Source organism: Nocardia sp. NPDC055050, from assembly GCF_053608345.1.
This window is the reverse complement of sequence record NZ_JBSGVG010000011.1, coordinates 119268-133374: the sequence shown is the minus strand read 5'-3', so window position 1 is coordinate 133374 and position 14107 is coordinate 119268. Positions and strand designations below refer to the sequence as shown.

The following is a 14107-nucleotide window of genomic DNA, read 5'->3' as shown; positions in this document are numbered from 1 at the left end:
CCTTCCTTGCGTAAGATTTCAGGAGAGTTCGGGTGAGCAGACGCCCGAGGTGATCCCCGCGCGGCGCATGAGCAGCGTGGCCGGGCACCAGCCCACCGCGCTGTAGAGCAGCAGGTTGGCTCCCACCAGTGCCGGGACGATCAGCCACCACGCCGATATCGTCGCGGCCGCCGCGGTGCCGACCAGGACCAGGGTCCCGGCCAGCAACGGCACCAGCCGGGCAATGGTCCAGCTTCTGCCGGTCAGCGGTGAGGTCGACATGGATCTCCCTTTCTCGGATCCGCCCTCGCCCAGGATGGTTCCCGGGTCAGGCCAGGGCGAGGAACAGTTTTTCGAGTTCGGCGACGGTCAACGGGTCACCGGACTCTTTTGATTCATCGAGGCATTCACGGAGCCCGGTGGCCAGGATCTTGAACCCCGCCCGGTCCAGGGCGCGTGAGACCGCGGCAAGCTGGGTGACCACGTCTTTGCAGTCACGGCCCTGCTCGATCATGGTGATCACCCCGGCGAGCTGTCCGTGTGCCCGGCGCAGCCGGTTGAGAACCTGGGCAATGCTGTCTTCGTCGCCGACCACGGCATTCTCCTTCATATCCGTCCGACCACCCACAATACCCCCGGGGGTATTACTGCAGGTGTGTCAGTGATGAGCGAAACTGATTCGCGGAAGCACCCGACGCATCCAGGCCGGTGACCACCAGGCCGCGCGCCCGGTGAGCCGCAGGATGACCGGCAGCAGGACCAGCCGGACGATAAGGGCATCCAGCAGGACCGCGACACCGAGGATGATGCCCATCTCCTTCGGCGGCAGCGGCTCGGCGAGGGCGAAGGTGAAGAACACCGCGACCATGACCGCTGCCGCAGCGAAGATGACCCGCCCGGAATGGGCCAGCCCTTCCACCGCCGCGGTCCGGGCATCCCCGGTGCGTTCGAACTGTTCTTTGGCGCTTGCCAGCAGGAACACGGTGTAGTCCATCGCGATCGCGAAGATCATGGCGAAGAAGAACACCGGACCCCACCCGTCGAGGAACCCTTGCGGGGTGAATCCCAGCAGCCCGGCGCCGTGGCCGTCCTGGAAGATCAGCTTCGCCACCCCGAACGCCGCGGCCGTGGAGCCGAGGCTGACCAGGGTCCCCAGGAGGGCGATCAGCGGGGCCTGCAACGCGACCAGCAGCAACACGAACCCCAGCACCAGAATCACCGAGACAACGATCGGCAGATAGTCGTTCAGGGCCTGCTGCAGATCCAGGTTCTCCGCGGGCGCGCCGCCGACCAGGGCTTGGTCGGGCAAGCGATCCCGCAACTGCTCCAGCACTGTTCCCATGCGCTCGTCGGAGGGATCCATGTCGGGCAGAGCCTGCATCATGACCCACCCGGAATCGTCGGCGGCAGGTTGCGCGGGCGTCACCATCGCGATTCCGGCGCCGGCCGCCGCCTTGACGGTGCTGTCGGCCTGCTCGGCGGGGGTGATGATCTGTAGCGCGCCGGGCGCACCGGCACCGAGCTGGCGCTGGACCAGCTCATAACCCTGGCGCACCGGTGCCTCGTCGGGTACCACCTGGATCGAGGGCATCGCGACCTTCAACCCGAGCACCGGCAGCGCCAGCACGATCAGCACACCTGCCCCGGCGATCGCGAACGGCCACGGACGCTCGTGCAGCAACCGGCCCCACCGGGCGAACCATGGCGAGCGGTGCTGCTGACGGGTCGCATACGGCAACGCCGCCGCATTGATCCGGCCCCCGAGCGCGCCGAGCGCGGCAGGCAGCAACGTCAGTGTCGCGGCCAGCACGAGCGCGACCGCGAGCATGATCCCCACCGCCATCGTGCGCACCGCAGGCGCCGGCACCAGCAGCACCGCCGAAAGGCTCACCAGCACAGTCAAACCCGACAACACCACCGCCTTGCCCGCGGTGGCCATCGTCTCGGCGACCGCCCGCCGCGCATCAGTGGTCCGGCTCAGCGCATCACGGAACCGGGCCACCATGAACAGCGCATAGTCGATACCCAGCGCGAGGGCGAACATCATCGCGAAATTCATCGCCCACACCGAAATCGGGGTCACCTGGTTCAGCAACACCAGCCCACCAGCCGAGGCCACCAACCCGGCCACCGTCAGCAACAGTGGCAAACCCGCCGCGACCAGCGAACCGAATGCGAGCACCATGATCAGGAGCGTGACCGGCCATGAAAACAGCTCTGCCTGGATCATCGCGTCGTGATTGGCCTTGTTGAAATCGCTCCACAACGCCGAGGCTCCCGTCGGATATACCTCGATGCCGTCACCTGAGAGCGCGGTCAACGCTGCCTTGTGCTCGTCGACAGCCCGCACCATGTCATCGGTCGACGCGTTCGCCCCCGCGATCAGAATCCCGGTGTGCCCGTCCGGGCTGATCGTCATCCCCGGTTGCGGGTCGATGACCGCTCCGAACCGGGAATCACCGGCGATTACCGCAGCCACCTCGCCCAGTGTTGTCTGCATCTGCAGATCGGAGACCCGCGCGGTATCGGAATGCACTACGACCTGCACCGCCGCCGAGGAATTACCACCGAAATGCTCCTGAGCCAACTCCCTGGCCTGCACTGATTCCGAACCGTTGGCCTGCCATCCTGCACCGGCCAACGAACTGAACACACTCGGCGCCGCAGAGCCCAGCGCGATGAGCGCCACCAGCCATATCCCGAACACGACCCGAGCGCGACCGGCCATCACGGACCCCAGACGTGCCAGCACCCCTGCACTCGTCTGCCCGGGCCCAGCCATGCCCGGCGGCCGCGCTGTCTTCGTCTCCGTCATGTTCCTTCACCTCTCGAGCACTAGGTCTTGTCCGAAGCCGAACTTATACCCCGGGGGGTATAGGTTTTCCCGGTCCACGTTATACCCCCGGGGGTATATAAATCGATGAGCTGTCCACCACACCCGATGCCCAGCCCTGGAACAGCCGATCCGGATCTCCGAGTTCGCCCGGTCCATCACCGGCGGTCTACGAGCACGTTCGCCGACTGTCCCGCGATTCCCTCTTAGCTGCAGCCACCTGCTATTGGTCGGCGGCGCAGCCTCGACGGCCGTCGAACTCGCCGAAGGCCTGGTGGTCGACGCCGAACGAACGCGCAGACCCGACAAGCAGGGAACTGCGACACGAGAGTCGGTGCCAGAATCTGGCGGCTGGACCGTGTCGAGAACCCAGCGGACCACAGATTCGGGTAAGCGACTACTCGTTCTTTCGGTCCCTGTGCGGAGAAGGCTCGGTGGTGCGGTTCGTCCTGGTGGTTCGGACCCTCCGGACCCAGGCACCCGAGCCGCCCGCACAGGAGGTGCGTGATGGCCCTCAACGATCTGATCCGGCGCAATGTCGCTGAAATTTCCGAGAATGAGCGCAACCGATTACGTGATGCGTTCATAGCGCTCAGCGCGTCGAAGCGATACCCCGATGGTGTGTCTTACTGGGACAAGCAGAATGCGATTCACCAAGCTACCCACGTGCATGGCACCCCGGCATTCCTGGCGTGGCATCGTGAGCTGTGTAATCGGCTCGAACGACTGCTCCGGGAGGTTGATCCCTCGCTGTCGCTGCACTACTGGGACTGGACAACCGATCCGACCTCGAGTGCCGATGGAGCCAGACTCTTCACCGCCGAGTTCATGGGCAGCGCGAACGGTGATGCGGGACGTCCTTTCCAAGACTTCGAAAGCACCGAGGGCAACGGTCACAAGCGGGTCTGGCGTGCCGTGCGGTCCGGGTTGCCAGCGGTCCCGACGGATGCCGCCCTCATCGGCACTGGCAACGAGGCGGCCGAGGCCGAGCAGTTCTCACGAATGCGTGAGGCCCTGCGACTGATGGCGCACGACGTCGCGCACAGCTATATCGGTGGAACCATCGGCCAACAACATTTTGCGTTCCACGATCCGTTCGTGTTCCTGCTGCATTCCAATGTCGACAGGCTGTGGGCGAAATGGCAGACCGCGCGGGGTAGCGCGTGGCGCAAGAATCCGGACCGGATATACGGTCGCGAGGGGACCGACCCGACGATCCTGTCGAGTATCCAACCGTGGGCCGGTGGCACCGGGCTGCGGCCGTGGGCACCTCCGGAAAATCAGCAGGTTGTGAAGAACTGCAGAGACCTGTCGGTGGTCGGTCCCCCGCTCTACGACACCAACGAAGGCTTGCCCAGTTCGAAGGCGGCGGCACTGCGGAGCGGGCCGAAGACATACTTCTTCGCAGGCACTCGCTACATCCGGGTCACCCGCGGCAACACCGGCGCCGGCACCATCGATCCCGGCTACCCCACGAACATCTCTGTATGGGGTTGGGGCAGCTTCGGCGAAGGCCTATTCGGACTGTGGGGTGGGATCGACGCCGCGTTGGATAGCGGACCGAAAACGTACTTCTTCGCGGGCACTCGCTACATCCGGGTCACCCGCGGCGACACCGGCCAGGGCGACATCGATCCGGGCTACCCCAGAAACATCTCCGCATGGGGCTGGGGCGACTTCGGTTCAAGCGGAATCGACGCTGCGCTGTCGAGCGGACCGAAGACGTACTTCTTCGCGGGCGATCGCTATATCCGGGTCACCCGCGGCGACACCGGCCCCGGCACCATCGATCCCGGCTACCCCAAAAACATCTCCGCATGGGGCTGGGGCACCTTCGGCAGGAACAGGATCGACGCGGCATTGGATAGCGGGCCGAAGACGTACTTCTTCGTCGGTGATCGCTACATCCGGGTCACCCGCGGCGACACCGGCCCCGGCACCATCGATCCCGGCTACCCCAAAAACATCTCCGCATGGGGCTGGCCGGCCGATTTCCGAGACTCTTGGGTATAGCCAGCCATGTCGAAACGACGGTGCCTTGTCCGTATTGTCAGTGCCTCAGCTGACACACCGCCCACCACGATTGTCCACTGGCCGACGAACAGATCGAACACCTCCTGTCGGTCGCGGCAACCAATGATCAGATCCACAGCTCGGTCCTCCGGAACTCAGCGCGCAGGCTCACCGACGCGGGACGCGGGACGCGGGACGCGGATTGCGGTGTGCGCATGTGGGGGCCGTGTTAGGTCTCGATTCCGCCGATCGGTCGACGGTAGAATCGTTGCGGCCGAAGCTGAAGCGGCTGACGGCGCGGGGATGACTGACCGAGCCGACGCCGGGGTTGTACACCGTTGCCGATGGCGTCCGAGGTCAACGGGTGAGGTCGGTTGTCGTATAGCGGGATTGGCGGCTCTTCCGTCTAGGTTCGAAGGTGCCTGAACCTATTCGAACCTCCAGATGAAAGAACCCGCGGTGACACCGTATGACGCACCCGCGAGTGCCGGCCCCTTTGAGCTGTCACGGAAAGTGTTCGCATCGTTGATCGTCGAGCGCGAAGCCGATCGTCACTCTGCACACAAAACGGACATTTCGCGGAACATGGCAGACAGCGGACTGCCGGGTGTCGGCGTGTTGAGCACGGACATTCCGGCCGTTGCCTCGCCGGCGAGCTGAGCCGACCCCGGTAACGCTTCCCATTGCCGTGCACCGGCGGCTCGCCACTCCCCCGTGATTGCCGAACCGTTTCGTTGAAGACGTAGGTCGACTGCATCTGCCGACGTCCGTACCACCGCACCCGAACCCGCCTCATCCGCATAGGGTGTCGTCAGCTTGACGTGTTCGCCGTTGATGGAGAACTCGAAGGCAATCGCGTCGAACGTGCCGTGGCCTCGCTCGAGACGAGCATAGTTGAGCTGATCGACCATGATCAGCAATCCGGCGGCTTGATAACTCTTCGTCGGATCTACGGTCACACTGGTCTCCAACACGAAATCATCCCGCACGGGAACGCTCACGAACGCAGCCGTCACCGAGCCTTGAAAATCGGTCCGCACATCGGAACCAGGCGCACCACAATGAGAAGACCGTCCCGTGTGTACTCCGGTTCCGTCGGCAAGTGAGCGGTAGCGAATTGTGGATACTTCGACCCATTCGTGAAATCAGCATCCAACGCGCCGCACGAACTGTTCGTCTGGTCGCCCCCAGCCACGAACTTCACGAGCACAACGCCACCGACGACGGCCGCAGACGCGAGGATCGCTGCAATCACCAACAACCGCGACCGGCGGCGTTGCGGCTCGCTCTGGTGTACCGGTTCGAACGACGCGGCACGAGTGAATTCGGGCGTGCGCGCCGGTCGCGCCGATGGTTGGGTTACCTGCCTCTGGTGGGGTTCGACGGAGGACGTGTCGGATTTACTCACATCGTCGGCGGGCTCGCGGATAGCGTCGGGCACTCGGCCCCCGGTCGGATACTCGGAGGCCAACGCTGTCGGACGGACATGCTCGGCTGGCGTCGCGCTCCCGTCCAGCAGCATCGTCAAGCGGTCGAGCAGCCTGTTCACGTCTGAACGGAAGGACTCGTGCGATAGCCGGATGGCGTTGCGCACGGCCAGGGACTTGATGGACGGCGGAAGTTCCGATCTACGCGGCATGTCGGCGCCGTCCACGAGCACCGGAATGACGCGGATGCCGCGTGCCAGCGCTGTCGCGATCTCTATTACGACGAAGTCACCAGATCTGTCCAGTCGGCGGTGGCCGTGCTCGTCCACGACCGACACCCAGCGCCGGCCGATCAGCGCGAGGAATACGTCGCTGACGCCGACGGCGTCGACGATCGCCTTCGTGAAGTCAACTCCTATCTCGATCGAGTCGATGTCCATGAACACCCGATCGGCGCCGAGTCGGTCAACGAGGCGTTCGCGAAGGTGGCGGGCGGTGCCTTGGGTGTCCTCGCGTCGATAGCTGAGGAATACGCGACCGGAAGCCTGTTGCATCGATGCCATACTCCGCTCCTGTGATGCAGTCCCGCACACCCGCCCCTGAACTGCTAGGGCCCCAGTTTATGCTGGAAGCACACAGTATTGAGAGTCATCCGTCGCAGAGCCGCACGACGTCGGACTATCAAGTCCCGCTGTGTCGGATTGTCCCCTTTCGTATCGGTGTGGCGGTCGGCATCGGGGCTGGATCGCGAGTCCATCGGACCGTCCAGACTTGATCTGCCGCGGTCCGGCCCCGAGTCCATCGGTCGTTTGTCCGGATGCATCGTCGATGCCGTCCGCGCCGCCGGTACCGAAACTGGACTCAGTGCCGTTGCCGACTGGACTCAACTGCGTCGGATACCTGCCCGACAGCTTGCAGGGCGGAAGTGACAGATCGAATGACTGCTAGAACCAGGTGTTGCAGGCACAAGACTGGCACCTCTTGGACGAGGGTCGGTGCCCCTCAGCATTGATCAACGCGTTCGAGGAATGACGTCAAATATGAACCGGTCCTCTGATCGCGACGTACTTGAAGTAGTTGGGCCAGCCGCGCAGAATCTGGTTGAGACCCACGATCACGTAAGGATCAGCAGGCCGTCATCGGTGACCGGAGGATGCGTGGACTACATCTGCTACATTTCGCGAACCAAGGTGGACAGTCTGCACGGGCAACTCGATCCGGAGCGCAGTAGCGAGTTTACCGAGCAGGTGATCTCCGAACAGTCGGGTGTTCGAGATCTCCGCATGGGTTTGTCCCTCGGCCATATTGTCAGCCTGTTCAACGGCGGCATGACCTACGGGCGGAAGAACGTGATCCAGCGGGAACGCAGGGTGAAGCTTGCCTATTTCGAGAAGCTCAGGGACGTACTGTTGACCATAGCTGCGGACCACGGCGACGTGCCCGATATCAGAGAAGCCATCTCTTCGGGACAGAGCGGGACATACTACTTTTACGATGGCCTCTTCCGGATTGAGATGCCGGTTGATAACCCCACTGCGGCGGACATTGTGACAATTCGTTCGTCGTTCGGCGGCCGCGACCTGCTCTTGGACTGCTCGCTGCGCTTCTTCAGCGAAGGTCCTGAGCCGGACGGAACCTTCCTGCTGCATTCGGGCAACTACCGCTTCTTCGGCGGCCAGGTGCAAATGAGGATGTCCACCGTCTTCGCACTACTTGGTGTAGATGGAACAGACGTCGTCGGAACTCCGCTCTACCTCCAGCTGTCGGGCGCTGATTTATCGCCCGGAGCGGCGCTGTAGGCGTGGTGTGTCGTGGAGATGCTTGATGTGCGCAAGCACGATCCCGAGGAGTACGAAGGGAAGGGGATAACCATCCGCGGCTGTCTGTATCGGATCGGTCCCCAGCTCGGCTCGGGTTATTCGAAGTTCGTCCATGTGCTGCGCAACGCCAGATCGGGTCTGCACCTGAATGTGCTCGCGATCTATCGTGACGCCGACTCGGGCCGACAGGAGCTGGGCCGTGAACTGGCTGTCAAAGCTCTCGACGACCTTATGGAGGGACAAAGGGTGGTGCCCAGTCTCATGGAGGTCGATCTGCCGGGCGGAGTCGCGTACATCCAGGACTACATAGGCCCCTATGAACCCGCGCCGAGTCAGGACATCGTGTCTGCGGAGCGACTCATGGTGGCCGGTGAATGGTTTGAGGCCGCCGATATGTTCTCGCGTGTTCTCGAGACGCGGCCGGACCACACCGTCGCACTGTTCAACCGCGCATCAGTCCTCAACTCCATGCGTCGCCCGGACCTGGCGGCAAACCTGATGGCGCGGGTTATCGACATCGAACCGAACTACCGCGCCTACCTGCGCGACTACGTGAAATACTGCTCGGCCGCCGAAATGCCGATCGAGGTCATGGATGGGTGGAGGGCCATCACCGAGCGCTACCCGCACGACACCAGCTGTCGACAGTACGTCGACAAGGTGCCGCGACAGGCCGCCGCGCTGCACAACAGGGGAGTCCAACTGGCGACCGAAGGCCAGTGGAATGAAGCGGCAACGTCGACAGAACGGGCGATCGAGTCATACGTTCGGCTGGCCGAATTCGATCACAAGAAATTCGATCAGGAGCTGGCAGAGAGCTTGTTGAACTATGGGATATTCGCAACAGCGGGCGGCAACATGATTGGCAGCATTCAACCGCTACTTCAGACCATGCGCATCGCCCATGAGTACGGGCGTCACGATCTGTATGACCTTGCCGCACACGAGATGCGGCAAGCATTGGCGCTCGACCGGCAGACTGTGGCGGAGGAACTCGAGCGGTTGACCGGAGGCCCGGTACCACCATGGTTCGGCAATCCGAGCTAGCGTGCGGCGGCGCATGTACGCGCGGATTCAGATACGCACGTCTGCAAGAGAATTGGTGGCTTCGGTGGATGCGCAGGGCCTGATGCGAGCGCACGGACACTCCTCGAGAACCCACCACTGAGTGGGTGACCAGCGCTCGAGGTGGATGAACGTCGAGCGGGCACGGAGTTGCGGGCAGAGATTCGGCACAGGCAGCAGCTGCGCAATCGCATCGCCCAGCAAAAGGCGGTCGATGACTGCGTCACCGCCGGAATCGGGAATGGTCACGACCCGATTGTCACCCCGCTCGGTCACCTGGCGCCATGACACCGCCGTCGAAGAATTCGAGTAGTGGATTACGCGCGTGATCATCGCCCCTGGTTACGACAATCAGAGTCTCGAACAGTGGCCAGCCCGTTGTACCGACGAAGCGAGGAGGCTTCCATGACTACCAGGCCAGTGCACAGCACATTCCGGATTTCGTCGGGCTTTCGAACGCCGGATCGACCTGACCATGACGGTATCGATTTCGCCGCACCGGCAGGCACGCCAATCTTCGCACCGGTGGACGGTGTGGTCGTCGAGGGTGCGGAACGCCCACCGGGGTCGGTGTCGGGGTTCGGAAACTGGGTGTGGCTGGATGCACAGGACAGCCGCGGTGTTGATCTGATCTTCGGCCACATGCGTCATGCGAGCATTCTGGTGAAGCAAGGCGATCGGGTGCGGGAGGGCGAACAGATCGCGAGTGTGGGGTCGGAGGGCCAATCCACCGGTCCGCATCTGCATTTCGAGGTGTGGGGCCCGCCCGGGCGCATCGGCGGTGAACCGAGGAATCCGCAGCCTTTCCTCGAGGGTGCGGTCGACCCCGGCACGCAACCCGACCCCGGTACCGACGGGTCGAGCCCGGAGGCCTTCCCACTGCCGCGAGGGTTCTTCTACGGACCGTTGGAGGGCCCGGCCTCGTCGATCTCCGGGCGTCACGGCAGCGAACGGCCCGAGTGGATTGCGGGCTTGAAGCGCTGGCAGCAGGCGCGGGGCCTGCCACAGACCGGTGTTTACGACCAGACAACCGCCGACGCGGCGCGTTCGGTGCAGTTCGCGAATGGGTTCACCCCTGATGGACTGATCGGCCCGGCGACCTGGCGGGCGGGATTCACCAGCACCTCGCCCGGGGAGCGTCCATCGAGGATGCAGCTGGTCGATCACGCCGCGGCGCGCCCCGGGGCGCAGGCAGTGAAGGCCGACGGTTACCACGGGGCTGTTCGCTACCTGGTGGACTCACCTGAACGCGGCCTGATCAACAAGAAACTCACTCCCGAGGAAGCCGCAGGGTATCTCGATCTGAAGATGCCCCTTGTCAGCAATTGGCAAAAGGGAAAGAACGCCACTGCCGATTGGCGCCGCGGGTTCGACGGCGGTGTCGCCGACGCCCAGGCCGCCGACGCGTGGCACCGGCACTGCGGCGGCCCGGCCGAGGCTCCGATCTTCTTCTCCATCGACGACGATCTGTCGCTGTCCGAGTGGAACAGCATGGCCATCCACTATCTGCGCGGCGCGGCGTCGGTGCTGGGCAAGGAGCGCGTCGGCGCGTATTGCAAATACCTGGCGTGCGATTGGGCAGTCGAGGACGACGTCGTCGGCACGTGCCGCGACGGCAGCGGAAAACGGTTCCTGTGGCAGCCCAACACCTGGCTGGGCGGTAGGCCGCTCGGCACGATCTCCGAGCACGCCTGCCTGTTCCAGCGGCTCATTCACCCGCGCGACAACGTCAAGGTCGCTGGGATCAACGTCGACGTCAACGACACCCTCACCGCCGACTTCGGGCAATGGCAATACGCCGCCCAGCCCGTTACCCCAGAACCGATCGTCGTTCCCGGCCCGATTTCGGTGCGCGAACCCGACGGCTACGACATCGCCTGGCACCCCGGGCCGGGCTCCCGCTCCGGGCATGGCCCTTACAAGCGGATCTACCTGCACACCACAGAGAATCAGGACTGGATCAGCCGCGCCGAAAACGTCGCCGACGGTCAAGCGGCCAGGCAGGACGGGTCATATCACTACATCGTCGACGACAACCACATCATCCAGACAGTCTCCACGAAGAACGCCTCCTGGAGCGTTCCGGTGCGCGGCGTCAACGACGAGAACCAGGATTCGGTGCATATCGCCCTCGTCGGGACCTCCGGCGCGATTCCACGGTGGACCACCAGTCCGAGCCCCAATGTCGAATCGAACCCGAAGCAGCGCTCCGTGTGGCTCGAGCACGACAAGATGCTCGACATGGTGGCCTTCACCATCGCCAAAATATCCGGGGAACACCACATCCCGATCGAGCGGGTCGACATCGCCGGTGTCGGAAACGACATGCACGGCGTCTCCAGCCACAACAACTACACCTACGGTTCCGTGAAACTGAGGGGCTTCAAGGACGGCACCCACTGGGACGTCCCCGACACCTTTCCCTACGATGTCGTCCTCGCTGCGGCAAAGCAATACGCGGGCATCCCCGACGACCCCGACCGTTTCCCACTGCCGAACGGGCACTACTGGGGTCCCTTGTCCGGGCCGCAGGAGTCGTGGTCGAACAGGTTCGGCAACGAGCCGCAAGCATCGAAGGACGGCTTGCGCCGCTGGCAGGCCGCCCTCGGAATTGCACAGACCAGCGTGTACGACGACGCCACCCGCGACGCTGCGACCGCGATGCAGAAGGCACAGGGCTGGCCGGTCACCGGCCATGTCTACGCCGGTGAGTGGTACGGCGTCATCAAGGACGGCTGGCGGTTGCCTGCCCCCGCTGCCGTCCCCACCGGCACACGCAAGATCACCGACGCGACCGGCCCCGGCCACACCGACCAGTTCGGTATGGCCGCAACCGATCTCGGGGTGATGACCCGTACACCCTCGGGCCGAATTCTCGCCGTCTTCGGCGATACCTTCCGCGACCCGATGGTCGGCAGTGACGACTGGCGCTCGCCGGTCGCGTTGTACTCCGACACAACGAATTTGGACAACGGAATCGTGTGGCACGAAGCCGCGGGACCGGTTCCGAACTACGCCCAGCAACTGTGGCCCTACGACCACGCGGGAGGGACGACGGCGCTGCCCTCCGACGTCATCACCATCGGCCAGGACATCTACCTGCACGTGATGATCAACCAGGGCCTCGGCAACGTGGTGCGCACCGAGATCTGGACGTCGAGCGACGACGGAAAGTCCTGGCGGCACACCGGTGCCCAGTTCGACGCCGGCCTGCACAACGGGTTCGCGCAGCTGTGGACCTGGGAACGCGACGACGACGGGTGGGTGTACGTCTTCTCCACCGGATTCCAACGCGACAAGGGGGTCATCCTGCGCCGCGTCCGCCAGGACCGGATCACCGACCCCGGCGCCTACATCGGCTGGGGTTGGCGCGACGGCAGCTGGAACTGGGGAAACCCACCGACACCGGTACTCGAAAGCCAGCCCTCCGCGGAAAAGTTCGGCGAGATGTGCCTGCGCAGAATTCAGAACAAATGGGCTCTGGTCAACTTCGACGCCTCCACCACCGGTGGCTACGATATCGACCTGCGTCTGCTCGACACTCCCACCGACAACCTCTACCAGGTGCCGAAGACGACACCCATTCGCGGGTCGGCATGGGGAGAAGAGGGCAATGACAGGGTCGCGCAACTCTACGGCCCGTGCATCATCCCCGGATCCACCCTCGACGCCGGCCTACACCTGTTGGTGTCGCAGTGGAAGACCACCGACGGATGGCCTTACCGCGCAATGCACTTCAAGATTCCCGTCCGATAGCTGGCGGGATCGGCGAGTATTTCCACCAGGTTATGAGCAGGTCTGACTTCAGCTAGTCGGGCGACGTGATGTCGCGGAGGACTTGCTCGGCGCGCTCGATTCCGGTGTGGCCGTCGAAGTCCGGCCAATCGTGATAGTGAACATGCGGATTACGGATCAGGAACTCGGAGACGACCTGCATGGTTCGGACGGCCTTGACGAAGTCGACACCGAGTCCCGTCGGCACGGTCATTCGGCCGACATTGCCGAGCGGGCCACCGAGACCACCACCGAGGATGTTCGATTGCAGGAACTGCAACACCGCAACCGCAAACGGCACCGTCAGCTCCGCCTGGACGAGTAGGTCGTAGAACTGCTCGAGCAGCGTGTCGTCAGTCGTCGTCGCATACATGTCACCGTCGAGCACGAAATCGAAGGTGCGGTCGCGGAATTCCTGGGGCGTGTAGTCGCCGGAGATTCCGGCCCCCGGCGGGTTGTTACCCAGCAGCGTGCGTCCCGGCGGACGGCACGGCGACCCGAAGGTGATCACGCGCCGCAGATCGTCCGCGCGGTGCGCGAGCGGCCCGCCGTCTGTCATGAGCATCATCAGCCGCACCACGACTTCCGCGCCTTGGCTGTATCCCGCGAGGATGAAAGGGCCGGGATTCAGCAGGATCAGCCTGATCCCCTCCCCGACGCCGAGCGCGACCGACTCCCGGTAGCTGGTGTGCGGGTCCGGATTGAGAAATCCACTGGCGGGGTATGCGACCGGTTGATTGCGGACCCGGCGCTCGCCTTCGAGCGCCGAGCCGACGTCGAACGGTGGTCCCTGACTCCAATGGCCCCACGTGCCGGCGAAACTGTAGTACAACGGCAGGGTCCCGGCTGGTGGCAGCCGGTCGAAGTTCAGTCCGAGCCTGCGCAATGTCGTGGCGTCGGCCGTGCCGGGTTCGGCCACATCGAGTCCCGCCCGGCGCTGAAACTCCGCGACGACCGTGGTCGTGGCTGGGCCGTATTCCCCGTCTACGACCAATCTGGAGTAGAGGGGGTAGTCACGGTTCAGCGTCGCCTGGAGCACCCCGACGAGGTCTCCACGATCTCCGGGCCTGAGTACCACGCTCATCGGACCAGCCCGCCGACTCCCAGTGGCAACACCCCGCCGTTGTTCCCCTCGAGACCTGTCACCCTGATCTCCGCTTGATCGCCATGATCGGAGTACCTTTCCATCCTGATGT

Annotated in this window: 12 protein-coding genes; 4 read left to right on the top strand and 8 right to left on the bottom strand. The window is 64.0% G+C overall.

Annotation, left to right across the window (positions count from 1 at the left end; genetic code table 11):
* Positions 1-18: 18 nt before the first annotated feature.
* The 3 genes from ACWGCN_RS14305 to ACWGCN_RS14295 all read right to left on the bottom strand — a co-directional run bounded on the left by ACWGCN_RS14305 (position 19) and on the right by ACWGCN_RS14295 (position 2794).
* Complete coding sequence (locus ACWGCN_RS14305) at positions 19-261, bottom strand: YgaP family membrane protein (RefSeq protein WP_378987349.1); 243 nt, start codon at positions 259-261, stop codon at positions 19-21.
* 46 nt (positions 262-307) lie between these two features.
* A complete protein-coding gene (locus ACWGCN_RS14300; protein WP_378987352.1) occupies positions 308-574 on the bottom strand; it encodes a metal-sensitive transcriptional regulator in 267 nt (88 codons plus the stop codon).
* A 63-nt stretch (positions 575-637) separates the two neighbouring features.
* A complete protein-coding gene (locus ACWGCN_RS14295; RefSeq protein WP_452457206.1) occupies positions 638-2794 on the bottom strand; it encodes an MMPL family transporter in 2157 nt (718 codons plus the stop codon).
* A gap of 525 nt (positions 2795-3319) precedes the next feature.
* Between ACWGCN_RS14295 and ACWGCN_RS14290 the strand changes: the two genes are divergently transcribed.
* On the top strand, positions 3320-4825 hold the full coding sequence (locus ACWGCN_RS14290) for a hemopexin repeat-containing protein (RefSeq protein WP_452457207.1): 1506 nt from the start codon (positions 3320-3322) through the stop codon (positions 4823-4825).
* Between the two features lie 551 nt (positions 4826-5376).
* Here the strand turns inward: ACWGCN_RS14290 and ACWGCN_RS14285 are convergent.
* From ACWGCN_RS14285 to ACWGCN_RS14275, 3 genes are all read right to left on the bottom strand, one after another.
* On the bottom strand, positions 5377-5826 hold the full coding sequence (locus ACWGCN_RS14285) for a hypothetical protein (protein ID WP_452457208.1): 450 nt from the start codon (positions 5824-5826) through the stop codon (positions 5377-5379).
* Positions 5827-5837: 11 nt separating this feature from the next.
* On the bottom strand, positions 5838-6815 hold the full coding sequence (locus ACWGCN_RS14280) for a toll/interleukin-1 receptor domain-containing protein (RefSeq protein WP_452457209.1): 978 nt from the start codon (positions 6813-6815) through the stop codon (positions 5838-5840).
* 471 nt (positions 6816-7286) lie between these two features.
* Positions 7287-7370, bottom strand: a complete 84-nt coding sequence (locus tag ACWGCN_RS14275; protein WP_378988448.1) for a group II intron maturase-specific domain-containing protein — start codon at positions 7368-7370, stop codon at positions 7287-7289.
* A gap of 39 nt (positions 7371-7409) precedes the next feature.
* Here ACWGCN_RS14275 and ACWGCN_RS14270 point away from each other — a divergent pair, with 39 nt between their 5' ends.
* Entirely contained in the window at positions 7410-8051 is a 642-nt protein-coding gene (locus ACWGCN_RS14270) for a hypothetical protein (protein WP_452457210.1), read from the top strand.
* Between the two features lie 12 nt (positions 8052-8063).
* Complete coding sequence (locus ACWGCN_RS14265; RefSeq protein WP_452457211.1) at positions 8064-9119, top strand: hypothetical protein; 1056 nt, start codon at positions 8064-8066, stop codon at positions 9117-9119.
* 27 nt (positions 9120-9146) lie between these two features.
* Here the strand turns inward: ACWGCN_RS14265 and ACWGCN_RS14260 are convergent, their stop codons facing one another.
* Positions 9147-9386 carry a hypothetical protein gene (locus tag ACWGCN_RS14260; RefSeq protein ID WP_379316403.1) on the bottom strand — a complete coding sequence of 80 codons (240 nt, stop codon included), beginning with the start codon at positions 9384-9386 and terminating at the stop codon, positions 9147-9149.
* 156 nt (positions 9387-9542) lie between these two features.
* Between ACWGCN_RS14260 and ACWGCN_RS14255 the strand changes: the two genes are divergently transcribed.
* Positions 9543-12893, top strand: a complete 3351-nt coding sequence (locus tag ACWGCN_RS14255; protein ID WP_452457212.1) for a DUF4185 domain-containing protein — start codon at positions 9543-9545, stop codon at positions 12891-12893.
* A gap of 52 nt (positions 12894-12945) precedes the next feature.
* Here ACWGCN_RS14255 and ACWGCN_RS14250 read toward each other — a convergent pair whose 3' ends face one another.
* Positions 12946-13995 carry a peptidoglycan-binding protein gene (locus ACWGCN_RS14250; RefSeq protein ID WP_452457213.1) on the bottom strand — a complete coding sequence of 350 codons (1050 nt, stop codon included), beginning with the start codon at positions 13993-13995 and terminating at the stop codon, positions 12946-12948.
* Between the last annotated feature and the right edge of the window lie 112 nt (positions 13996-14107).